Annotated in this window: 18 protein-coding genes; 4 read left to right on the top strand and 14 right to left on the bottom strand. The window is 71.6% G+C overall.

The features are described 5' to 3' along the window. Positions 1-109 precede the first annotated feature (109 nt). Positions 110-1,300, top strand: coding sequence for a cytochrome P450 family protein (locus tag D7I43_RS03625; RefSeq protein WP_120326922.1), 1,191 nt, complete (start codon positions 110-112; stop codon positions 1,298-1,300). Positions 1,301-1,399: 99 nt separating this feature from the next. Here D7I43_RS03625 and D7I43_RS03620 read toward each other — a convergent pair whose 3' ends face one another. From D7I43_RS03620 to D7I43_RS03575, 10 genes are all read right to left on the bottom strand, one after another. Further along, complete coding sequence (locus D7I43_RS03620) at positions 1,400-3,883, bottom strand: amylo-alpha-1,6-glucosidase (protein WP_120326921.1); 2,484 nt, start codon at positions 3,881-3,883, stop codon at positions 1,400-1,402. Between the two features lie 103 nt (positions 3,884-3,986). Then, entirely contained in the window at positions 3,987-5,498 is a 1,512-nt protein-coding gene (gene araA / locus D7I43_RS03615) for an L-arabinose isomerase (RefSeq protein ID WP_120326920.1), read from the bottom strand. Positions 5,499-5,527: 29 nt separating this feature from the next. Next, on the bottom strand, positions 5,528-6,205 hold the full coding sequence (locus D7I43_RS03610; RefSeq protein WP_120326919.1) for an L-ribulose-5-phosphate 4-epimerase: 678 nt from the start codon (positions 6,203-6,205) through the stop codon (positions 5,528-5,530). Between the two features lies 1 nt (position 6,206). Then, positions 6,207-7,883: a ribulokinase gene (gene araB / locus D7I43_RS03605; protein ID WP_120326918.1), complete on the bottom strand. Its 1,677-nt coding sequence runs from the start codon at positions 7,881-7,883 to the stop codon at positions 6,207-6,209. After that, complete coding sequence (locus D7I43_RS03600) at positions 7,880-8,902, bottom strand: LacI family DNA-binding transcriptional regulator (protein ID WP_240032784.1); 1,023 nt, start codon at positions 8,900-8,902, stop codon at positions 7,880-7,882. Before D7I43_RS03600 ends, araB begins: the two co-directional genes overlap by 4 nt. Further along, positions 8,899-9,909, bottom strand: a complete 1,011-nt coding sequence (yjfF, locus tag D7I43_RS03595) for a galactofuranose ABC transporter, permease protein YjfF (RefSeq protein WP_120326917.1) — start codon at positions 9,907-9,909, stop codon at positions 8,899-8,901. The genes D7I43_RS03600 and yjfF overlap by 4 nt, the downstream gene beginning before the upstream one ends. Next, positions 9,906-11,012, bottom strand: a complete 1,107-nt coding sequence (locus tag D7I43_RS03590) for an ABC transporter permease (protein ID WP_120326916.1) — start codon at positions 11,010-11,012, stop codon at positions 9,906-9,908. Before D7I43_RS03590 ends, yjfF begins: the two co-directional genes overlap by 4 nt. After that, entirely contained in the window at positions 11,009-12,568 is a 1,560-nt protein-coding gene (locus tag D7I43_RS03585) for a sugar ABC transporter ATP-binding protein (protein ID WP_204985150.1), read from the bottom strand. Before D7I43_RS03585 ends, D7I43_RS03590 begins: the two co-directional genes overlap by 4 nt. Positions 12,569-12,686: 118 nt before the next feature. Next, entirely contained in the window at positions 12,687-13,667 is a 981-nt protein-coding gene (locus D7I43_RS03580) for an ABC transporter substrate-binding protein (RefSeq protein ID WP_120326915.1), read from the bottom strand. Positions 13,668-13,941: 274 nt separating this feature from the next. Further along, positions 13,942-14,655, bottom strand: coding sequence for a DUF305 domain-containing protein (locus tag D7I43_RS03575; protein WP_120326914.1), 714 nt, complete (start codon positions 14,653-14,655; stop codon positions 13,942-13,944). 247 nt (positions 14,656-14,902) lie between these two features. Here D7I43_RS03575 and D7I43_RS03570 point away from each other — a divergent pair, with 247 nt between their 5' ends. Then, positions 14,903-16,669: an LVIVD repeat-containing protein gene (locus D7I43_RS03570; RefSeq protein ID WP_420870180.1), complete on the top strand. Its 1,767-nt coding sequence runs from the start codon at positions 14,903-14,905 to the stop codon at positions 16,667-16,669. A 75-nt stretch (positions 16,670-16,744) separates the two neighbouring features. Here the strand turns inward: D7I43_RS03570 and D7I43_RS03565 are convergent, their stop codons facing one another. Genes D7I43_RS03565 through D7I43_RS03555 form a run of 3 tightly spaced genes read right to left on the bottom strand, consistent with a single transcriptional unit; the run spans position 16,745 to position 19,300 of the window. Then, entirely contained in the window at positions 16,745-17,455 is a 711-nt protein-coding gene (locus D7I43_RS03565; RefSeq protein WP_120326913.1) for a hypothetical protein, read from the bottom strand. Then, positions 17,452-18,363: an ATP-binding cassette domain-containing protein gene (locus D7I43_RS03560; RefSeq protein ID WP_120326912.1), complete on the bottom strand. Its 912-nt coding sequence runs from the start codon at positions 18,361-18,363 to the stop codon at positions 17,452-17,454. The genes D7I43_RS03565 and D7I43_RS03560 overlap by 4 nt, the downstream gene beginning before the upstream one ends. A gap of 25 nt (positions 18,364-18,388) precedes the next feature. Continuing rightward, positions 18,389-19,300 (bottom strand): hypothetical protein, encoded by a 912-nt coding sequence (locus tag D7I43_RS03555; RefSeq protein ID WP_120326911.1) that lies wholly within the window; start codon positions 19,298-19,300, stop codon positions 18,389-18,391. A 143-nt stretch (positions 19,301-19,443) separates the two neighbouring features. Here D7I43_RS03555 and D7I43_RS03550 point away from each other — a divergent pair, with 143 nt between their 5' ends. Further along, positions 19,444-20,628 (top strand): sensor histidine kinase, encoded by a 1,185-nt coding sequence (locus D7I43_RS03550; protein WP_120326910.1) that lies wholly within the window; start codon positions 19,444-19,446, stop codon positions 20,626-20,628. Continuing rightward, positions 20,612-21,271, top strand: coding sequence for a response regulator (locus D7I43_RS03545; protein ID WP_120326909.1), 660 nt, complete (start codon positions 20,612-20,614; stop codon positions 21,269-21,271). The genes D7I43_RS03550 and D7I43_RS03545 overlap by 17 nt, the downstream gene beginning before the upstream one ends. Positions 21,272-21,389: 118 nt before the next feature. On the opposite strand, the gene D7I43_RS03540 is transcribed toward D7I43_RS03545, so the two are convergent. Then, positions 21,390-22,364: a GlxA family transcriptional regulator gene (locus tag D7I43_RS03540; RefSeq protein ID WP_240032783.1), complete on the bottom strand. Its 975-nt coding sequence runs from the start codon at positions 22,362-22,364 to the stop codon at positions 21,390-21,392. Positions 22,365-22,554 lie beyond the last annotated feature (190 nt).

The following is a 22,554-nucleotide window of genomic DNA, read 5'->3' as shown; positions in this document are numbered from 1 at the left end:
GGGCTGCCCTGTCGCGCGCCGCGACACCCCCCGGCGCGCCGACGCGACCTCCGGACGCGCCGGCGCGCGGTCCGCACGCCGGGCCGATCGGACGCCCTGAGGAGGCGGTGTGGCGGCCACGTTCGGCATCTCCGAGTTGTGGGACCCGGCGGTCCGCCGCGACCCGCACGCCTTCTACGACCGGGTGCGGGACAACCCGGGGCCGGTCCTGCAGATCGATCCGGCCGGCAACCGGTTCTGGGTCGTGGCCGGACACGCCGACGTGCTGGCGGGACTGCGTCACCCGGCGATCGGGCACGAGGTCCACCGCCACCACCCCGGCCTGCCCGAGCCCGCCCGGCACCACCTGGCCGAGGTGGCGAGGATCGAGTCCCGCCAGCTCATCAACCTCGACCCACCCGACCACACCCGGTTGCGGGGGCTGGTCAGCGGCGCCTTCACCGCCCGGGCGGTGGCCCGGTTGGAGCCGTGGATCGGCGACCTCGCCGACCGGCTGGTCCGGGACGCCCGGCGGCGGGGCCGCATCGACGCGGTCACCCACCTCGCGGACCCGGTGCCGGTCAACGTCATCGCGGAGCTGGTCGGCATCCCCGAGGCGGACCGGTCACGCTTCCGCGCCTGGTCCGCCGCAATCGTGTCGGCCAGCGCGGACGGCCCGGCGGCCACCCTGGAGTTCGGCGCGTACCTCGACGAGCTGGCGGCCCGCCGCCGGGCGGCCCCGGAGGACGACCTCGTGTCCGAGCTCGTGGCGCGCTCGGACCAGGCCGACCAGCTCGACCGGGACGAGCTGGTGGCCCTGGTGCAACTGCTGCTCATCGCGGGGCAGGAGACCACCGTCGACCTGATCGTCAACGGCCTCCGCCTGCTGCTCACCCACCCCGCGCAGTGGCGGGCGCTGCGGGACGACCCGTCGCTGGCGGACGCGGTCGTCGAGGAGACGCTGCGGTTCCGGGGCCCGGTCGAGATCGTGCCACCCCGGTTCGCGTTCGAGGACGTCGCGCTGGCCGGCGGAGTGGTCCCCGCGTACGACCGGGTGGCGCTGTCGCTGTGGGGCGCCAACCGCGACCCCGCCGTCTTCGACCGGCCGCACGTGTTCGACATCCACCGCGGCGACGTCCGCCGGCACCTCGCCTTCGGCCACGGCATCCACTTCTGCCTCGGGGCACACCTGGCGCGGCTGGAGAGCCGCATCATGGTCGAGCGGATCGCACGGCAACTTCCCGATCTCCGGCTCGCGGCCGACCCCGGCGCCCTCGGATCCTTCCGGCTGCACCAGGACGGGCTGCCGCTGGAGGTCTGAGCGCACGGTTCCGGGTCGCCCGGACGCCCCGCGGCCGGTCGTGCCTGAGCGTCGGCGGGTTCGGGCAGCGCCGCGCAGGGCGCTGCCCGAACCCCCGGCTCAGAGCCGCACGTGCGTGCTGCCCTCCGGCACCGTCACCGTGCGGGGCTGCCCCTTGCCGGTGAAGACGGTGATCCTGGCGTCACCGTCGGCCTTGACGGTGAAGGTCACGCTCCCGCCGTCGACCACGAAGTCCCGCACGACGACCCGCGCCCCGTTCGCCTTGAAGAGGGGCCTGCCGTCCTGGTGGACCACCGTCGACCTGGGTCCGGCCACGACCGTGTACCGGTGCCCGTGCAGCGGCACCTCGTTGACCGAGTTGGTGCCCGGCAGGCCGAGCGTACCGAAGCGCACGCCCCGCGGGTCGCCCCACGGCTCGTCGGCGATCAGCTCCTGGGTGCCCATGAGCGGCATGAGGTTGGACCAGCTGTAGGTCCGCCAGGCGGTGTCGGTGGCCGCGCCGTTGATGACCTGGCCCGGCTCCGGGTCCCAGTACTCGGGGAACCAGCCCAGCTCCTTCCAGGTGGACAGCCACAGGTCGCTGCTCTTGGCGGCCAGCTGCGCGGCCGGCCCGTCGAAGCCGTACCGCTTGAGGCCGTCGTAGACGGTGGCGTTCATCGGCGGCCACACGGCCCCCTGCCACTCCTCGCACGCGTTCTCCTCGTCGTGCTTCTGGAAGTAGCGGTAGGCCGGAACCTCCTCGTGGCTCTCCCCCGCGGCGCAGTACGCCGGGTCGTTGCGCGCCACACTGGGGATGGCGTACTCGCCCCAGAACTCCTCGGGGTTGAGCAGGTGGTCACGTACCAGGATCTCGGCCCGGTCCGGGGCGGCCAGCCCGCCGAACAGCGGGTAGAACACCGTGGGCGTGGTGGTCGGCTCCCACGAGCCGTCCAGGTACCGGTTCAGGTAGAGGCCGCGTTCGGCGTTCCACAGCCGGTCGTTGACCCGCTGCTTCAGCCGGTCGTGCAACTGCGCGAACCGGGTCCGGTCCGCGTCGTGCCCGAGGACACCCGCCATCTGCGAGAGCGTCTCGGCGAAGAGGCCGTAGTACGAGTTGAGCGCGACGTCGGTCAGGTTGGTGTTGTCCCGGTCGTCGGTGCCGTCGGTCGGGACCTGGACGAAGTGGTAGTACTGCGGGCTGTCGTCGAGGCCGAGGTGGTTGCCGCGGCCGCCGAGCCGCTCGCCCGCCCACGGGCTCTCGAGCAGGCCGTCACCATCGGTGTCGAACTCCCGCATCCGGTCGATGTAGGGAACCATCACCGGGTAGACCAGGTCGAGGATGCTGCGGTCGCCGGTGCGGACGTAGGCCCGCCAGGCGAGGTAGGCGTGCATCGGGCCGGCGTGGAGCTGGTCGTACCGCGGCCCACCCTGGTCGTAGAAGTCCCGGATGTGGTCGAGCGCGAGCGCCGGGTCGAGGCTCAGGGCGGTGATGCCGTCCCAGGCCGAATCCCAACCCTTGAAGATGTCGTCACCGCCGCCGCCGAGGCCCCACATCACGAAGCTGCGGCGGAACTTCTCGTCGTAGTTGGCGTTGAGCGCCATGGCGTCGCGCATGTACGTCGTCGTCTGGCCGACCGGCCCGCTGCCGTCGACGCTGCCGTCGTCCACCCGGCTGCGGGCCTGTGCCAGGATCGCGAGTGCCTCGGCCTGCGAGCGCTCCGACGGCGCCAGCTCCGTGTCTCCCATGCGGGCGGTGAAGGTGACCGTCTCGTCGCGGTCGAGCTCCCACCGCAGGGCCGCCGCGGCGTCGCCGGCCGCGCCGCTCTTGCCCACCATCGCGTTGAGCATGTCCTTCAGGGAGGCGTACGAGGCGCCGCTGTCGGCGGGTGCGTCGGTGTCGACGCGCAGGTGGGCCCGCCTGCCGGGATCGGTCAGTCCGGTGGTGGTGCCCGTCATCGTCCGCTCGCCGGCCACGACGTACCGGCTCGGTTCCGACCAGGGCGCGCTCGCGTCGATGAACACGGTGGTGTCGTCGTCGAGCGCGGTGACGGATCCGACGAGCTCGGTCGGCCCGACCCGGGCGAAGCGGACGACGATGTCGCGCCGGTCCCGCTGGATCTGCTCGTAGCGGGCCCGGAGGGTCGGCAGCTGGGTCCGTGCCGCCGCCACGTCCTCGGCGTCCCAGCTCTCCGGGTTGTCGAGCATGGCCTGCAGGCCACCGAGCTTCTCGGCGGTGAGGGTCCGGTCGTCGGTGCTCAGCTCGACCTCGTAGTAGGACCCGTCGGTCGCGATGGGCCCGATGCGTCGGATGTTCGGGACCATGTTCTCGTGGACGACCTTGTTGTCCCCGGTGAGCAGGTCGACCGACACGGAGAACCGGGTCTCCCCCTCGCCGACGAAGAGCGCGCCGTTGAACTCCTGCTCCTTGAAGCCGGGCATGACGAACGGCCGCGACAGCGGCGCCAGGTCGACCCGCTGCTTGTGAGCGGCGGCGGGCTCTCCCCGGGCCGGGGCGCCGGCCAGGGCCGAGGTGACGGTTGCGGCGAGCGCCGCAGCGAGTAGTCGCCGCCGCCGGGTGTGGGACGCGCGGTGGCTACGTGACATGGGGACTCCTCTCGAGGCACGCGTGCGCGGTGCACGCAGGCAGGCGGGACCGCCCGTCCGCGCGGTGCGGTGCGAACGGGTGGTCCCGGTGGTCGGAGCGGGGTTACAGGCGAGCGGCGAGGCGGTGGTACGCGGCCGTCCAGCGGAGTTCGCGCTGGAGGGCCTCGGGCGTGGTGCCGGCGTCGATGACGACGAGTTCGGTGCGCAGCATCTCGGCCAGTTCGCGGAACTCCTCGGTGCCCACCGCGCGCGAGAGGACGGTGTGGTGCGGACCGCCGGCGAGCAGCCAGCACTCGGCGGAGGTCGACAGGCTGGGCCGGGGCCGCCACACGGCGCACGCGACCGGCAGCTTCGGCAGCGCCTCGTCGGGCTCGACGACGTCGACCTCGTTGAGCGTCAGGCGGAACCGGTCACCCAGGTCGGCGATGCCCACCACCACGGCGGGGCCGGGTGCCGCGGTGAACCGCAGACGCACCGGGTCCTCCCGGTTGCCGATACCGAGCGGGTGGATCTCCAGGGTCGGCCTCCGGCCGGCGATGCTGGGGCAGACCTCCAGCATGTGGGCTCCGAGGATCTTCTCCTGCCCCGGAACGAGGTGGTAGGTGTAGTCCTCCATGAAGCTGGTGCCGCCGGGCCGGCCGGCCTCCATGGCCTTGGTGGTGCGGAGCATGACGGAGGTCTTCCAGTCGCCCTCGCCGCCGAAGCCGTAACCGTCGGCCATGAGCCGCTGCACGGCGAGGCCGGGCAGTTGGCGCAGGCCGCCGAGGTCCTCGAAGTTGGTCGTGAAGGCCCGGAAGCCGCCGTCGGTGAGGAAGGTCCGCAGGCCGGCCTCGATCCGGGCGCCGTAGCGCAGGGACTCGTGGCGGTCCCCGCCCGGGCGCAGCTCGGCCGCCACGTCGTAGCTGTCGAGGTACTCGGTCACCAGGTCGTCGACCACCGCGTCGGGAACCTGGTCGACCAGCTCGACCAGGTCGCTCACCCCGTACGTGTTGACGGACACCCCGAACCGCAGCTGCGCCTCGACCTTGTCGCCCTCGGTGACGGCCACGTCGCGCATGTTGTCGCCGAACCGCGCGAGCCGCAGCGTCCGCAGCTCGTGCGCGCCGAGCGCCGCCCGGGCCCAGGCGGCGACGCGTTCCACCACGCGCGGGTTGCTCACGTGCCCGGCGACGATCTTGCGGGCCACACCGAGGCGGGCCGTGAGGTATCCGAACTCCCGGTCGCCGTGGGCGGCCTGGTTGAGGTTCATGAAGTCCATGTCGATGGTGGACCACGGCAGCTCGGCGCCGGCCTGCGTGTGCAGGTGCAGCATCGGCTTGCGCAACGCGTCCATCCCGGCGATCCACATCTTCGCCGGCGAGAACGTGTGCATCCACGTGACCACACCGATGCACCGTGTCGCCGCGTTCGCCTCGAGCACCTGGGCGTGGATCGCGGCCGAGTCGGTGAGGACCGGCTTCCAGACCACCTTCGCGGGCACGACCCCGCTGGCGTCGAGCTGCTTGGCGATGGCCTGCGACTGTTCGGCGACCTGACGCAGCGTCTCCTCGCCGTACAGGTGCTGGCTACCGGTCAGGAACCACAACTCGGGGGCGTACTGGGGGTCAGCAGGCATGGGTGGATCTCCTCGCGTAGCCGGGCGGGTCAGCGCTGCCCGTAGACGTTCTGGTAACGGTCGTAGAGGGAGTCGATGTCGCGTGTGTCGATGGGCAGCGGCTGACCCAGCTGCCGGGCGATGTGGACGGTGCGGGCCACGTCCTCGCACATCACGGCGGCCTTGACGGCGGCCCGGGCCGTCGGGCCGATGGTGAAGACGCCGTGGTTGCGCATGAGCACGGCGGGCGACCGGCTGTGCGCGAGGGTCTCGACGATCCCGCGCCCGATGGAGTCGTCGCCGATGAGCGCGAACGGGCCGACCGGGATGTCGCCGCCGAACTCGTCGGCCATCATCGTCAGCACACAGGGGATCGGCTCGCCCCGCGCGGCCCAGGCCGTGGCGTACGTCGAGTGGGTGTGTACCACGCCGCCGACGTGGGGCATGTGGCGGTAGACGTACGCCTGGGCGTCGGTGTCGGACGAGGGGGCCAGTCCCCCGTCGACGACCCGGCCGTACAGGTCGCAGACGACCATGTTTTCCGGTGTCAGCCTGTCGTAGGCGACCCCGCTCGGCTTGATGACCAGGAGGTCGCGGTCCGGCACCCGCGCCGACACGTTGCCGGCGGTCCACACCACGAGCTCGTAGCGCGTCAGCTCGGCGTGCAGCCGGCACACCTCCTCGCGCAGGCTCCGGATCGTCGCGTCGACGTCGGCCAGGACGGTCACGTCAGCTCTCCTCTCGACCGGCGGAGATCCGGGCGGAACGGCGGATCTCCTTGAGCCGCTTCATGACGGGATTCGCTCCCCGGCCGAAGTAGTCGTGGAGCGTCAGGTACTCGGCGTACAGCGCGTCGTAGGCCGCCGCCCGCTCCGGGTCGGGCAGGTACGCGGCCCGGGTGACCCGGCCCATGGTCTTGGCCGCCGCGGTGATACCGGGGTACGCGCCAGCGGCGACCGCGGCGTGGATCGCGGAGCCGAGCGCCGGGCCCTGCTCGGAGGCGAGGACCGACAGCGGCATCCGCGTCACGTCGGCGTAGATCTGCATGAGCAGCCGGTTCCTGGTGAGGCCGCCGGCGACGATGAGTTCCTCGACCGGGACGCCGCTGTCGCGGAACGTCTCGAGGATCACCCGGGTGCCGTAGGCGGTGGCCTCGAGCAGCGCCCGGTAGGTGTCCTCCGGGCGGGTGGCCAGGGTCTGCCCGACGACGACCCCGGAGAGTTCGTGGTCGACGAGGACGGACCGGTTGCCGCTGTGCCAGTCGAGCGCCACGAGCCCGTGCTCACCCACCGCCTGGCGGGCGGCCCGCTCGGTGAGCAGGTCGTGCACCGAGATGCCGCGTCGCGCCGCCTCGGCCTCGTACGCCGCGGGCACGCCGGTCCGGGTGAACCAGCCGAAGATGTCCCCCACACCGGACTGCCCGGCCTCGTAGCCCCACAGCCCCGCGATGATCCCGCCGTCGACGACGCCGCACATGCCGGGCACCTCCCGCAGGACGGTGCTCGACATGACGTGGCACGTCGAGGTGCCCATGATGGCCACCATCTGGCCGGGCTCGGTGGCCTGGGCGGCGGGGGCCGTGACGTGGGCGTCGACGTTGCCGACGGCCACCGCGATGCCCTCGGGCAGGCCGGTCCAGGCGGCCGCCTGCGCGGTGAGCCGGCCGGCGGCCTCGCCGAGCTGGCCGATGGGATGTTCGAGCTTGTCGGCCACGAAGCCCGCGAAGGCGGGGTTCAGTCCGGCGAGGAACTCCGGTGACGGGTACGCGCCGTCCTGGAGGATGCCCTTGTAGCCGGCGGTGCAGGCGTTGCGGACGTACCGGCCGCACAGCTGCCACACGATCCAGTCGGCGGCCTCCACCCAGCGCTCGGTCGCCGCGTACACCTCGGGGTCCTCCTCGAGGACCTGCAGCGCCTTGGCGAACTCCCACTCGGAGGAGATGAGCCCGCCGTAGCGCGGCAGCCACGCCTCACCGCGCCGGCGTGCCAGCTCGTTGATGCGGTCGGCCTGCCCCTGGGCGGCGTGGTGCTTCCACAGCTTCACGTAGGCGTGCGGCCGGCGGGCGTACGCCGGCAGCTCGCACAGGGGGGTGCCGTCGGCCGTGGTCGGGAGCACCGTGCACGCCGTGAAGTCGGTGGCGATGCCGATGACGTCGGCCGGGTCGATCCCCGACGCCTCGACGGCCCGCGGCACCGCCACCCGCAGGACCTCGCGGTAGTCCTGGGGCACCTGAAGCGCCCACTCGGGAGGCAGCGTCTCCCCGGTGGGCAGGGCGTCGGTGACCACGGCGTGGGGATACTCGTGCACGGCCGACCCCAGCTCGGCGCCGTCGGAGACCCGGACCACCAGGGCCCGTCCCGACAGCGTGCCGAAGTCGACACCCACCACGTACCTGTCGTCGCTCATGTCTCGGTCCTTGTCGGAGTCGCGGTGCTCTCGCGCACCACGAGGGTGGGAACGACCAACGGCGACGGGTGCAACTCCGCACCCCGGATCGCCTGCGTGACAACCTCGATCGCCCGGCGACCGACGGCCTCGAAGTCCTGCCGGATCGTGGTCAACGGAGGAATCAGATACGCCGCCTCCGGCACATCATCGAACCCCACCACCGAGATGTCCCCCGGCACCCGACAACCACACTCCTGCAACGCCCGCAACACACCGATCGCCATCTGATCATTGGCCGCGAACACCGCCGTCACCCCCGGCATCTCACAGATCCGCCGCCCCGCCACATAACCACTACGGGAACTCCAGTCCCCCGACACCGGCTCCACCGGACGCAGACCCGCCCCACCCATCGCCAGACGCCACCCATCCACCCGCGCCCGCGCCTCCGCCCAGTTCAGCGGACCACTCACATGCACCACCTCACGATGCCCGAGCCCCAGCAGATGCTCCGTCGCCATCCGCGCACCCAGCACCTGATCCACCCCGACGGTCAGCGACGCCTTCGACAGATCCCCCTCCACCACCACGAACGGCACCCGCGACCGCTGCGTCCGCACCACCTCCAACGCCTCGTCATGACCGGCGATCATCACGATCCCCTCCACACCGACACGCATCAGATGCTCCGTGGCATCACTGAGCGCCTGCCGCGTCACCTCCGACAAACTCACCGACGTCGCGAAAAACCCCGCCGCCCGCGCCGCGTCCTCCACCGTCCGATGAATACTCATCGGACCGAACAACGTCCGGGCAGTACCGATGACGCCGATGATCCCCGACCGACCGCGCACGAGCGCACGGGCCGCCGTGTTCGGCCGATACCCCAACCGCTCGATGGCCTGCAACACCCGCTCACGGGTCTCCGGTTTGATGCTGGACGAGCCGTTGATGACCCGGGACACCGTCTGATGCGACACGCCCGCCAAACGAGCGACATCCGCCATCACCGGCGCCTTGGCGGCGGACGTCGTCACGGCTGCCGCCGCATGAAGACCCGCTGCATCACGATGAAGAGGAGCAGCAGGGTGCCGATGGCGATCTTCGTCCACCAGGAGCTGAGCGTTCCCTGGAACGAGATCAGTGTCTGGATGACACCCAGGACGAGGACGCCGAGCAGGGAGCCGAGGACGTAACCGGCGCCGCCGGACAGCAGTGTGCCGCCGATGACGACGGCGGCGATGGCGTCCAGCTCCATCCCGACGGCGTGCAGGCCGTAGCCGGAGAGCATGTAGAGGCTGAAGAGCAGGCCGGCGATGGCCGAGCAGAGCCCGCTGATGACGTAGACGCCGACCTTGACCCGGGCGACCGGCAGACCCATGAGCATCGCCGAGTTCTCGTTGCCGCCGACCGCGTACGCCGTCCGTCCGAAGCGGGTGCGGTGCAGCACCCACACGGCGACCGCCACGATCGCCAGGGCGATCACCACACTCCAGGTGATCGAGACCGTGCCGGACAGCGGGATGGCGGCGGTGGCGAAGGTGCGGAAGGTGGGGTCCTTGATGGAGATCGACTCGACGCCGACGACGAAGCACAGCCCGCGGGCGAGGAACATGCCGGCGAGCGTGACGATGAACGGCTGGATCTCGAAGTAGTGGATGACCAGGCCCATGAGCAGGCCGAGCGTCGACCCCATGGCCAGCACGAGCAGCACCACGAGCGGGGCCGGGAGCCCGGCCTGGAGGCCGGCGGCGGCCACCATCGTCGACAGGGCGACGACCGCGCCCACCGACAGGTCGATGCCGCCGGTGACGATGACGAAGGTCATGCCGACGGCCAGGACGATGAGGAAGGCGTTGTCGATGAAGAGGTTGGCCACGACCTGGCCGGACAGGAAACCGTCGTAGCGGGCGGTGCCCACGCCGAAGAGGAGCACGAACAGCACGAACGTGGCGATCACCGGGACGACGCGGCCGGGGACGGACCGGCGGCCGGGGAGCGCGAGCGGGCTCTTGCCCTTGACGGGCGTCGCTGAGGTCGTCATGGCTGGGCCACCTTCTCCACCATCGCTGAGGTCGGGGTGTGCGTGCTCGGCCGCCCCGCGGCCTCGGCGTCGGGATCGGGGGGCGTGTGCCGTCGCCGGGTGCGGCGCAGGAGCACGGCCCGCGCCTTGGGCGCCTGCAGGAGGCACACCGCGATGACGACGACGGCCTTGAAGACGAGCGTGATCTCGGGCGCGATGCCCATGCTGTACACCGTCGTGGTGAGTGTCTGGATGATCAGGGCGCCGAGCATGGTGCCGGTGAGGCTGTAGCGGCCGCCGGCCAGCGAGGTGCCGCCGATCACGACGGCGAGGATGGCGTCCATCTCGATCCAGAGGCCGGCGTTGTTGGCGTCGGCCGCGCTGACGTTCGAACTGATCATCAGGCCCGCGACGCCCGCGCAGATCGCGGCGAACACGTAGACGGTCCACCGGATGGTGCGGGCGCGCAGACCGGCCAGGCGGCTGGCCTCGGGGTTGATGCCGACGGACTCGATGAGCAGGCCCAGGGCGGTCCTCCTGGTCACGAGCGCGACGAGCGCGAACACGGCGACGGCGATGAGGATCGAGACGGGCAGCAGCAGGAAGCCGGCGCCGACGGTGCGGTACGCCGGGTTGCGTACGGTGATGATCTGGCCGTCGGTGATGAGCATCGCGATGCCCCGCCCGGCCGTCATGAGGACGAGCGTCGCGATGATCGGCTGGATGCCCACGACGGCGACGAGGAACCCGTTCCAGAGGCCGAGGACGGCGCACAGCGCCAGCGCGATGCCCATGCCGGCGAAGGCCGCCCCGGCGCCGGTGGGGTCGCCCGCTCCCGCGATGTACGAGCAGGTGACCGCGCCGGAGATGGCCACGACCGCGCCGACCGACAGGTCGATGCCCCGGGTCGCGATGACCAGGCACATGCCGAGCGCGATGAGCATGGTCGGCGCGCCGTTCTTGAGGATGTCGACGAGGCTGCCGTAGAGGTGGCCGTCCTGGATCCGCAGGGCCAGGAACGACGGGCGTACGACGGCGTTGGCCGCGAGCAGCACCAGGAGGGCGACGAGGGGCCAGAGCAGGCCGCTGGCGCGGAAGCGGTCCAGGGGGCGGGTGGAGGTCATGCCGCCACCGCCTCGGGACGCTCGTCGACGTGGGCGATGAGCCGCATGATGTCGTCCACTGTCGCGTTCTGGTCCAGCTCGGCGACCTTGGCCCGGTCCTTCATCACCACGACGCGGTGGCTCAGGCGCACCACCTCCTCGAGTTCGGCGGAGATGTAGACCACGGCCATGCCTTCCTGGGCGAGCTCGGCGACGAGCTTCTGGATCTGGGTCTTGGCCCCGATGTCGATGCCCCGGGTGGGCTCGTCGAGGATGAGCAGCTTCGGTTCGGTGACCAACCAGCGGGCGAGCAGCACCTTCTGCTGGTTGCCGCCGGAGAGCTTGCCGACGAGCGCGTCGGGGTTCGCCGGCCGGATGTCGAGCGCCTTGATCCACTTCTCGACGAGCTGGTCCTTGACCCGGCGGGGAATCGGGCGGGCCCAGCCGTTGGCGGCCTGCATGGCGAGGATCAGGTTGTCGCGGATGCTGAGGTCGGCCACCACGCCCTCGCCCTTGCGGTCCTCGGAGCAGAAGGCGATTCCGGCGGCGATCGCGGCGCGGGGGCCGCGCAGGTGCAGGGCCCTGCCGTCGACGGTCACCTGGCCGCTGTCGGGGCGGTCCGCGCCGAAGAGCAGCCGCGCGAGTTCGGTGCGACCGGAGCCGAGGAGACCGGCCAGGCCGACCACCTCGCCGCGGTTGATCCGCAGGTCGAACGGCGCGACCGAGCCCTTGCGACCGACTCCCCTGGCCTCCAGCACCGGAACGGTCGAGGCCTCCTCACCGGCCTGTCCAGCGAGCCGTTCGACCTCGGCCAGCGCGCCGAGTTCCCGGCCGATCATGAGAGAGACCAGGTCGAGGCGGCTGAGCTCGCTGGTGCGGTGCTCCCCCACCAGCCGGCCGTTGCGCAGCACCGTCATCCGGTCGGAGATCTCGTAGACCTGCTCCAGGAAGTGCGACACGAAGAGGATGGCGACGCCCCGGTCCCGCAGGTGGCGCATGATGCGGAAGAGTTCGGCGACCTCGTCCTGGTCGAGGCTGGAGGTCGGCTCGTCGAGGATGAGGACCTTGGCGTCCACGGCGACGGCGCGGGCGATCGCCACGAGTTGCTGGACGGCGATGGGGTGCTCGGCGAGGACCGAGCCGGGGTCGATGTGGAGGCCCATGTCGGCGAGCAGCTCGGCGGCGCGGGCCCGGGTCGCCCGCCCGTCGACGGCGCCGAAGCGCCGCGGCTCCCGACCGAGCAGGATGTTCTCGGCGACCGTCAGGTTGGGGCAGAGATTGACCTCCTGGTAGACGGTGCTGATGCCGGCCGCCTGGGCCTCGGCGGGCCCGGAGAACGACACCTCCCGCCCGTCGAGGGTGGTGACCCCGGCGGCCGGGGTGTAGACGCCGGTCAACGCCTTGATGAGGGTCGACTTGCCGGCGCCGTTCTCCCCCATGAGGGCGTGCACCTCGCCGGGGAACAGCCGGAAGTCCACCTCCTGGAGGGCCTTCACACCGGGGAACTCCACCGAGATCCCGCGCATCCGCACGAGCGGGGTGGGTTCGGCCGGTGCCTGCTTCGCGTCCACCGACATGGTGGTCCTCCATCACGTGCTGCGGGCCATGGCCCGGCCGCGGGGCCGGGCGCCGGGGTTGCGGCCCCCGCCATCGGTGTGATGGCGGGGGCACCGGTGGGCGGAGGTCCGCCCGGTCTCAGTACTTGCGGTTGGGCAGCTCGGCCTTCGCCTGCTCCTGGGTGAACGTCGTCTCCTCCGTCACCACGCGCTCGGGCACCTGCTCGCCGTTGACGACCTTCTTGGCGAGGTCCATGAGCTGGGGGCCGAGGAGCGGGTTGCACTCGACGATGAAGTTGATCTTGCCGTCGGCGAGGGCCTGCATGCCGTCGCGCACCGCGTCGACGGTGATGATCTTGATGTCGACGCCCGGCTTCTTGCCCGCCGCCTCGATGGCCTCGATGGCGCCCAGGCCCATGTCGTCGTTGTGGGCGTAGACCACGTCGATCTTCGGGTTGGACTTGAGGAAGGCCTCCATCACCTGCTTGCCACCGGACCGGGTGAAGTCACCCGTCTGGGAGGCGACGACCTTGATCTGCGGGGCCGCCTTGATGGCCTCGGCGAAGCCCTCCTTGCGGTCGATGGCGGGGGCGGCGCCGGTCGTGCCCTGGAGCTCGACGACGTTCACCTCGCTCTTGCCCGCGGACTCCTTGACCAGCCACTCGCCGGCCTTCTTGCCCTCCTCGACGAAGTCGGACCCGAGGAAGGTCTTGTAGAGCGACGTGTCCTCCGAGTCCACGGCGCGGTCGGTGAGGATCACCGGGATGTTGGCGCGCTTGGCCTCGAGCAGCACGGCGTCCCAACCGGTCTCGACGACCGGGCTGAACGCGATGACGTCCACCTTCTGCTGGATGTAGCTCCGGATCGCCTTGATCTGGTTCTCCTGCTTCTGCTGCGCGTCGGAGAACTTGAGCTCGATCCCGGCCTCCTTGGCCGAGTCCTGGATGGACTTGGTGTTGGCGGTACGCCACCCGGACTCGGCACCCACCTGGGCGAAGCCCATCGTGATGGTGCCGTCGTCGGATCCGCCTCCACCGGACGCGGACGAATCCCCGCCGCACCCGGTCAGGCCGACGGCCAGCACCACACCGGCGACGGCCGCGAGGAACCTCTTCGACATTGGACTGTCCTCCACCTTTCTGACGCCATGGTGGGCCCTCCCGTGCGGCCGGCCCTGACTCCGCCGCCTGGCAGCCACTGCCCATCTGGCGCAGAAGTGTGAGCGTTAACATCAGGAGATGTCAACCCCTCATGTCCTCTTTGTCAACGGGAGATATCAGCGCAGGTAGGACTATTGACACGATCGGAAGTCGTGCGTATGTTAGCGCTCACTTGCGGCCGTGTTAACGTTCACTTCGCCGGCCCACTGCCGGCGGGCGTACGCGGAGCGCAGCTCAGCGCGCGGCCTCCAGCACCTGGCGCATCCGGTTGATCTCGGCCCCCTGCTCGACGACCACGCCGCTGGCCAGCTCGTTGACGATGCCGTCCACCCCGAGGGCCAGCACCTCCCCGGCCATGTCGATCGCGCCCTGGTGGTGGTCGGTCATCATGCTCACGAACATCCGGTCGAAGTCGGCGCCGCGCGCGGCGGTGAGGCGGTCCAGCGCCTCCGCCGACTGCATCCCCCGCATCGCGTGCTGGTGGTTCCCGCCGGACGTGCGGTCCAGGCCGCGGTCCGTCAACCAGGTCTCGAGCGTCCTGATCTCCGGCTCCTGAGCGGCCAGGATCCGGTCGGCGATGATCTTCAGCTGCGGGTTCCCGCTCCGCTCCCCGACGAGCCGGGCCATCACCAGCGCCTGCTCGTGGTGGGGGATCATCATCGTGACGAAGCGGATGTCGGCGTTGTTGTACGACGCGCGCGGCGCGGGCGTCATCTCGTTCGCCCGGCGACTCTCCGCCGGTTCGCCGGGACGCCCGGGCATCAGCACCGGGGCGGTGGAGTCCGGCAGGCCGGGCAGGTCGATCGACTGCGGCGCGTTCGTCCTCGCCGCCGGCCGCGGGTCACCGTCGGGCCACCAGACGGCGAACGCCGCCGCGACCGCGACGATCACGACGACGGCCAGCTCGACCAGCACGACCGTCCGCGACTGCCGGGAGAAGACCCGCATCCGTCCACCTGCCACCACTCGACTCCCGCCCTACGCCCGAGGTTGGCGGGGATGGTAGCGCGGCGTTGACCAGCGACGGCAGCCTCACCGGTAGCGAAAAGGCTCGATTGCCTGACCTGCGGATATTTGAGCCGCCACAAAGTCGGCCGTGTTGCCGAAGCGTGATCTAAACCCACGCCGACTGAGTTTCGAGTCAGGGTTATCGTCCCGCTACCCATTGCTCACCCGCGACGAAGGGTGTCACTACATGTCCCAACCGATCCCCCGAGGGAGCAGGAAGCTGGCCGTCGGCCTCGCCGCCACCGGCGCCCTGCTCCTCACCGCCGTCGGCGCCGCGGCGCCGGCCAGCGGCGCCGACTCGACGGGAGCCGCAGACAACTGCGAGTCCTTCCGGGCCGCCGGAGACAACTTCGCCGAGTACTGCATCGCGGAGGAGGCGGCCGACGACGTGACCGCCGCCGCCGAGATCCCCGGCGTCGACGAGATCTCCAGCAGCGACAACATCCGGCAGATCGCCAACATCCCGAAGTTCGGCGGTTTCGCCAGCGAGGGCGCGTACAACTCGGACCTGGCCTTCCAGGGCAACTACGTCTTCGCCGGCAACTACGAGGGCTTCAACGTCTTCGACGTCAGCGACCCCACCTCGCCCGAGGTGGTCAGCCAGGTGGTCTGCTCCGGCTCGCAGGGCGACCCGTCGGTCTTCGGCAACCTGCTGTTCCTCGCTGTCGACGCGCCCCGGAGCAACGACTCGTGCAGCAGCACGAGCGCGTCCTCCGCCCTCGAGAGTTCCTGGGAGGGCATCCGGATCTTCGACATCAGCGACAAGGCGAACCCGCGGTACATCAAGTCGGTCCGGACCGACTGCGGCTCGCACACCCAGACGCTGGTGCCGAGCAAGGACGGCAAGAGCGTCTACGTCTACATCCAGTCGTACGGCCCGTCGAACGGCGCGTTCTACTGCAAGCCCCCGCACGACAAGATCTCGATCGTCAAGGTGCCGCTGGACAACCCGACCAGCGCCGCCGTGGTGGCCACCCCGGTCCTCTTCCCGGGCACCACCGGCGCCGGCTCCACGAGCGGCTGCCACGACATCACCGCGTACCCGGAGCTGGACCTGGCCGCCGGCGCCTGCATGGGTGACGGCGTCCTGTTCGACATCTCCGACCGCGAGAACCCGGTGGTCCTCAGCCAGGTCCGGGACACGAACTTCGCGTTCTGGCACTCGGCCACGTTCAACAACACCGGCACCAAGGTCGTCTTCACCGACGAGCTGGGCGGCGGCAGCAGCGCGATCTGCACCAGCAGCTACCGGACCAACCAGGGCGCCGACGCGATCTACGACATCGTGGGCTCCGGCGCCGACCGTGAGCTGGTGTTCCGGAGCTACTTCAAGATCCCGCGGTTGAACACGACCCTGGAGAACTGCGTCGCGCACAACGGCTCGCTGATCCCGGCCATGGGCCGCGACATCATGGTCCAGGCCTGGTACCAGGGCGGCATCTCGGTGATCGACTTCACCGACTCGGCCAACCCGGTCGAGATCGCCTACTGGGAGCGCGGCCCGCTCTCGGAGACCCGCCGCATCCTCGGTGGGGCCTGGTCGACGTACTACCACAACGGATACATCTACTCGAACGACATCCAGAAGGGCCTGGACGTCCTGAAGCTGGACGACCCGCGGACGAACAACGCCCGGGCGTTCTCCTTCGCGGAGCTGAACGTGCAGACCCAGCCCAGCTACCCGGCCTGCACCACCGTTCTGAGCACGCGGCAGAACGGCGGCCTCACGGTCAGCTCGGGCGTCACCTGCCTGGACGGGGCCACCGTGAACGGCGCGATCAAGGTCGCTCCGGGCGCGGGCCTGATCGCCTTCGACTCGACGCTCAACGGCTCCCTCCACGCCGCCGGCGCCTCCGTGGTGTCGATCGTGGAGAGCCGGGTGAACGGCTCGGTGGACGCCATCGGCGCCACCGTGCGCGACAGCGAGGTGAGCGGTTCGGTGCGGACGAGCTGATCGTCCGACCCGAGTGACACTCCGGCCCGGCGGGACCCCGCCGGGCCGGAGCCCACCTCGCCACGTCGCGGAGACTCAGGCGAGGTCGCGGCGTCTCCCGACGAGCAGGGCGACACCCACCGCGCCGGCGACGTACAGGCACAGGAGTCCGAACGCCACCGGCAGCGGCACGGTGCCGCCCAGGTGCGCGACCGTCGTGACGAGGCGGATCGGCAGGTAGTCGCCGATGCCGAGGGCCGTCCCGAGCAGCATCTCGACGATCTGCCACCCGATCACCGCCCCGACGGCGACGGCCGGGTGGGGCACCAGCACACCCACGGCGGCGCCCAGCGCGCTGAGGGCGGCCACGGCGGCGGTCACCGCCAGGACGCGCAGGACGGCGTCGCCCGGGCCGTCGAGCACGACATCGCGCCCCAGGGCGATCGGTGCGGCCACGACCGTGGCCAGCAGCGCGGACAGCAGCCCGAGGACGGCGCCGACGCCGGCGAAGGCCGACACCTTGGCGGCGAGCACGGGGACGCGCCTCGGCACCGCCAGGTAGTCGAGCCCCACGGTCCGGCGGACGAACTCGCCGCCGACCAGCGCCGCCGCGAAGGCGGCCACGACCACGCTCACCACGGCGAGTGAGACGTCCATGAAGTCGACGATGCGCGTGTTGTGCTCCACGGGGTCCAGCGCGGCATCCATCAGGGTGACGACAGCCACGACCGGCAGGACGAGGAGCACCACCCAGGTCGACCGGAGGGTGCGGAGCTTCATGAGCTCGGCGCGGGTCAGCGCGCTCATCGGATCGATTCCTTTCCAGCGGTGAGGCGGAAGTAGGCCTCTTCCAGCGAGGGCTCCTCGACGAGGAGACGGTCCACCCCGATGTCGTGGTCGAAGGCGACCCTCCCGACGGCGCGGGCGTCGTCGCCCCCGACGGTGACGGTGTCCCCGGCGCACCCGAGGACCCGGTGGCCCCGTTCGGCCAGCAGGGCAGCGAGGCGGTCGGGCTCGGGGACGCTGATGCGCACCGTCCGGCCGCCCACGAGCCTTCGCAGCTCGGCCAGGGGCTGCTGGACGACGAGCCGGCCGTGCGCGACGACGACGGCCTCGTCCACCATCAGCGCGAGCTCGGCCAGCCCGTGGCTCGACACGAGCACGGACCGCCCCTCGGCGGCGAGGCCGCGCAGGAACTCACGCAGCCAGCGGATGCCCTCGGGGTCGAGCCCGTTGGCGGGCTCGTCGAGCATCAGGATCGCGGGATCGCCGAGCAGCGCCGCGGCCAGGGCGAGCCGCTGGCGCATGCCGAGGGAGTAGCCACCCACCCGGCGGTCGGCCGCGCGACCGAGACCGACTCCGTCGATGACCTCCTCGACGCGTCGCGCGGGAATCCCGCCCTGCCGGGCCAGGATCCGCAGGTGGTTCCGGCCGCTGCGGCCCGGGTGCATGGCGCCGGCCTCCAGGACGGCGCCGACGGTGCCCAGCGGGTCGGTCAGCTCCCGGTAGGGTCGTCCGGCCACGTGCGCGCGGCCGGTGTCCGGCCGGATGTGGCCGACGAGGGCGCGCATGGTGGTGGTCTTGCCGGCGCCGTTGGGGCCGATGAAGCCGACCACGCGACCGTACTCGGCGGTGAAGCTCAGTCCGTCGACGGCCTTGAGCCGACCGAACGTCTTCGTCAGGGTGTCGACCTCTATGGCGTACGCACTGCTCACGGGTTGTCTCCTTCTGGTGGGGGTGTCAGACGTTGCCGGCCGGCGGCGCGAGCGCCACGCCGGGCGCCGGACGCGCGGCCCCGGTGGACGCGGTCCGCGGGGTGCGGCGGGGCTCGCCCTTGGGACGCCCCCACCGGGTCCGGCCGCCGGGCTTGAAGACGGAGAGGATCACCGCGGTCCACAGCAGGGCGGCGAACAGCCCCATGGCACCGGTCAGCAGCAGCCCCGTCGTACCGGTCTCGATCACGCCGTCCGCGCTGCGGGCCTCGAGCTCCTCGATCCAGGGCCCCTCGAACGACGCGAGGAGCGGCAGGGCGAGCGCGATGGCCAGCTTGGCGAGCACCCACCAGTGCCGGAGCAGACCCCAGGGCGTGCCGAGTGAGACCACGACACCGGTGATGATCGACAGGAAGGCGCTCGGGATCGCGAGGAGAAGGTCGAACCGGTGCAGCATCAGGTACGCGCCGTGCTGCGTCTCGTGGGTGTCGGCCGTCGCCCCGATGATCGCCAGCGCCAGCATGCCGGTGGCCACGCCCAACCAGCCGACCCCGATGCCGACGTGCAGTGTCAGCCACACCTTGCGCGACGTCCGCCCCAGCCGCGGGAAGCGGGGCCGCTGGCTGACCACGATCGCCGAGGACAGCGCCATGCCCAGCCACGGCAGCTCGTGGGCCAGCAGGAACAGGAACTGCGCCGGCACGAAGATCAGGTGGAAGACGATCAGAACCCGCCGGGCGTACGCGGCGGTCGCGGGGCGCCCCAATGCGAACCAGCCGACGATCGACAGCACGGCCGCGACCGCGTAGCCGTAGGTCGCCGCGGTCGTGAACAGCGGGTGGGGCGGGTCGGGGCGCTGCGCGGTCAGGGTGCCCGCGATGAGGGCGAAGGCTCCGAAGACGAGCTGCAGCCCTCGCGGGTCGAGGCGTTTTCTTCCCATGTGCCGAGCGTCGCCGTCGGCGGTCGCGCGGACATCGGCGGATCCGGGATGGCCGCTCGTCGGGTCGGTGAGAATCCGCGCAGGTGGCGTACAACTTTCGGCCGACGCCGGTGGCTGTCGGCGGACCCTAGGGTGGGAGCACGATGACCTCGCCTCGTCTGCACCAGGTGGTGCGTTGGTCCCGCCGCCGTCCGGTGATCGACGCGGTGGTGGCGTCCGCCGCGGCGCTGTGCGTGGCGACGGGCCAGTTCGGGGTCGACTTCTTCGGGCCCACCCTCGCCGGGTTCGAGCCGGGCCTTCCCCCGGCGTGGCTCGGCGTTCCCCTCGGCGTCGCGGTCGGCGTGCTGTCCTGGCGGCGCCGCCGGGCCCCGGCGATCATGCTGGCCGGCACGCTCGTGGCCAACGTCCTCGTGCCGGCCCAGGTGGCCGTCATGCTGGCGCTCTACACGCTGGCCGACCGCACGACGGCGTGGCCGAAGGTCGCCGTCAGCATCCTGGTCTCGGTGGTCCTGGTCGGCGTCCCGATCTGGTGGTACGCCGGCGCGGACGGGGCCATCCCGGTCACCGTCGCGGTGTGCGTCGCGCCGGCGCTGCTCGGTCTGTACGTCGGCACCCGGCGCAACCTGGTCGAACGGATCCGGGAACGGGCCGAGCGGCTCGAACGCGAACAACACGAGCGGGTGGCGCAGGCCCGTAGCGACGAACGGGCCCAGATCGCCCGCGACATGCACGACGTCGTCACCCACCGGGTGTCGCTGATGGTGCTGCACGCCACCGCGCTGGAGGCGTCCGGGGGCGAGAACGCCGTGCGGATGGGGCGGCAGATCGGCGCGATCGGGCGCGCCGCGCTCGCGGAACTGCGCTCCCTCGTCGCGGTCCTCCGCGCCGACGACGACATGCCGCTGGCTCCGCAGGCCGGCCTCGCCGACCTGGCGGCGCTGGTCGACGAGTCCCGGCGGCTCGGCGTACCGGTCACCCTGGAGATGGAGAACGCCACCGGCGCGCGTCCGCCGCTCCTCGTCGAGCACGCCGTGTACCGCGTCGTGCAGGAGGCCCTGACCAACGTGCACCGGCACGCTCCGGGCGCCCGGACCCGCGTCCGCGTCCAGCAGACGCGGCGGTCGCTGCGGGTTACGATCAGCAACGGCCGCGGCCGGCCCACCCCCGGTGCGGCCCTGCCCGCCGGCGGCCACGGGCTGCTCGGCCTCGGCGAGCGCGTACGCCTGATCGGCGGGACACTCACCGCGGGCCCCACCGCCGACGGCGCGTTCGAGCTGGTTGCCGAGATGCCGATCGCACCCGAGGCGGACGATGACCGCACCGACTAGGACGCTGATCGTCGACGACGAGTGGATGGTGCGTGCCATGCTGCGCACCATCCTCGAGGCCGCCCCCGACATCACGGTGGTGGGCGAGGCCTCCGACGGCGCCGAGGCCGTCGAGCTCGCCCGGACGCTCCGGCCGGACGTGGTCCTCATGGACATCCGCATGCCGCGGACCGACGGGCTGACGGCGACCGGGCGGATCGCGAGACTCGACCGGCCGCCCTACGTCGTCGTCCTCACCACGTTCGACCTCGACGAGTACGTGCACACCGCGCTCCGCAACGGCGCCGTCGGGTTCCTGCTCAAGGACGCCTCGGCCGACGACATGCTCGCCGCCGTGCGCAGCGCGGCACGCGGTGACGCGATGATCTCGCCCCGGGTCACGCGCCGGCTCATCCGGACGTTCGCCGAGCCCACACCGGACCGGCGCGGCGACGCCGAACGGCGGCTCGCGGTGCTCACGGACAAGGAGCGGGAGGTGCTGGTCACCATCGGCCGGGGCATGTCCAACAGCGAGATCGCGGCGACGCTCTACATGAGCGAGGCGACGGCGAAGACCCACGTCAGCCGGATCCTGGCGAAGCTGGACCTCGCCAACCGGGTCCAGGCCGCGATCCTCGCCCACCAGGCCGGACTGCTCGACTGAGTGCCGCGCCCGTGCGGCGCGCGGGCGGCACCAAGCGCCTCGCAGCTGGCCGCCGGCGCGCCCGCTCCGTCAGGTCATGTCGTCACACAACCTCAACCAACGTGCCTGGGCAGGACAGCTAGCCCGCGCCGGCGCGGCGGGTCGTGCGGAACCGGCGCTGGTAGGCGGCGGGGCTGATGGACAGCTTCCGGGCGAAGACCCGTCGCATGCTCTCGTAGCTGGGGAACCCGGCGAGGGTCGCGGCCTGCGTCGCGGTGTGTCCCTGGTCGAGCAGTGCCCTGGCCATGTCGAATCGGATGCTCTCGACGTAGCGGGCCGGCGTCGTGGACAGCTCGTCGTGGAAGAGCCGGGTGAGGTGCCGGGGGCTCACGTTGAGGTGTCTCGCGAGTTCGCCGAGGGAGTGGTCCCCGCGGGGGTTCGCCGTCACCAGGTCGGTGATCCTGCGCAGAGCCGGCGAGCGGGGCGGCGGCCCCTGCAACGGCGCCGAGAACTGGGACTGGTCGCCCGCGCGCTGCATGTACACCACGAGGGCCCGGGCGACCTCGCGGGCCAGGTCGGGCCCGTGGTCCTCCTCGACGAGGGCGAGCGCCAGGTCGATGCCGGCCGTCACGCCCGCCGAGGTGTACGTGGCGCCGTCGCGGACGTAGATCGCGTCGGCCTCGACCCGGCACGTCGGGCACCACGCGGCGAGCTGGTGCGCGACCTGCCAGTGGGTGGTGGCCCGCTTGCCGTCGAGGAGACCGGCGGCGGCGAGGACGAACGCACCGGTGCAGACCGACGCGACCCGGCCGGCGGTGGCCGCCGGTATCCGCGTGGCGTCCGCCAGGTCGCCGGGGACACGGGCGCGCGGGTAGCGGTCGGATCCGGCCACCAGCAGGGTGTCCGCGGCCGGCTCCGAGGCGACGGCGCCGTCGACGGCGATGCGGACCCCGAGGTTCGACGTGACGTCCGCACCGGTCGGCGACAGGAACACGATCCGGTAGTCGGCGCCGAACCGGTTCGCCTCCTTGAACACCTCCGCGGGACCGGCGACGTCCAGCAGGGTCACCCCGTCGTAGACGAGGACCGCGACGCGGTGGGGGGCGCTGCTCACCACCGCGCCACCCCCGGATCGGCGCGTACCTCGGAACCCGGGTCCGCGCGGCGACCTGCCGGACCCTGGCCGCCGCCCGGGCGGCGACGTGGGGGGCGTGACACCGTTCATTGGTAGCACGCTCCGCGCCGGCGACGATGGGGACCCCTCCCCGGGGGTGGCTTCGGACCGCCGGTGGCGGGTGGGGCGG

This window comes from Micromonospora globbae (genome assembly GCF_003610785.1).
Taxonomy (GTDB): Bacteria; Actinomycetota; Actinomycetes; order Mycobacteriales; family Micromonosporaceae; genus Micromonospora; species Micromonospora globbae.
Note: the sequence above shows the minus strand (reverse complement) of the source record. Positions and strands in the feature narration are given on the sequence as shown.

Bases quoted from the DNA above. Each gene is read 5' to 3' on its own strand.
- D7I43_RS03620 (WP_120326921.1), bottom strand. From the start codon at position 3,883: ATGTCACGTAGCCACCGCGCGTCCCACACCCGGCGGCGGCGACTACTC.
- araA (WP_120326920.1), bottom strand. From the start codon at position 5,498: ATGCCTGCTGACCCCCAGTACGCCCCCGAGTTGTGGTTCCTGACCGGT.
- araB (WP_120326918.1), bottom strand. From the start codon at position 7,883: ATGAGCGACGACAGGTACGTGGTGGGTGTCGACTTCGGCACGCTGTCG.
- yjfF (WP_120326917.1), bottom strand. From the start codon at position 9,909: ATGACGACCTCAGCGACGCCCGTCAAGGGCAAGAGCCCGCTCGCGCTC.
- D7I43_RS03590 (WP_120326916.1), bottom strand. From the start codon at position 11,012: ATGACCTCCACCCGCCCCCTGGACCGCTTCCGCGCCAGCGGCCTGCTC.
- D7I43_RS03585 (WP_204985150.1), bottom strand. From the start codon at position 12,568: ATGTCGGTGGACGCGAAGCAGGCACCGGCCGAACCCACCCCGCTCGTG.
- D7I43_RS03580 (WP_120326915.1), bottom strand. From the start codon at position 13,667: ATGTCGAAGAGGTTCCTCGCGGCCGTCGCCGGTGTGGTGCTGGCCGTC.
- D7I43_RS03575 (WP_120326914.1), bottom strand. From the start codon at position 14,655: ATGCGGGTCTTCTCCCGGCAGTCGCGGACGGTCGTGCTGGTCGAGCTG.
- D7I43_RS03570 (WP_420870180.1), top strand. From the start codon at position 14,903: ATGTCCCAACCGATCCCCCGAGGGAGCAGGAAGCTGGCCGTCGGCCTC.
- D7I43_RS03565 (WP_120326913.1), bottom strand. From the start codon at position 17,455: ATGAGCGCGCTGACCCGCGCCGAGCTCATGAAGCTCCGCACCCTCCGG.
- D7I43_RS03555 (WP_120326911.1), bottom strand. From the start codon at position 19,300: ATGGGAAGAAAACGCCTCGACCCGCGAGGGCTGCAGCTCGTCTTCGGA.
- D7I43_RS03550 (WP_120326910.1), top strand. From the start codon at position 19,444: ATGACCTCGCCTCGTCTGCACCAGGTGGTGCGTTGGTCCCGCCGCCGT.
- D7I43_RS03545 (WP_120326909.1), top strand. From the start codon at position 20,612: ATGACCGCACCGACTAGGACGCTGATCGTCGACGACGAGTGGATGGTG.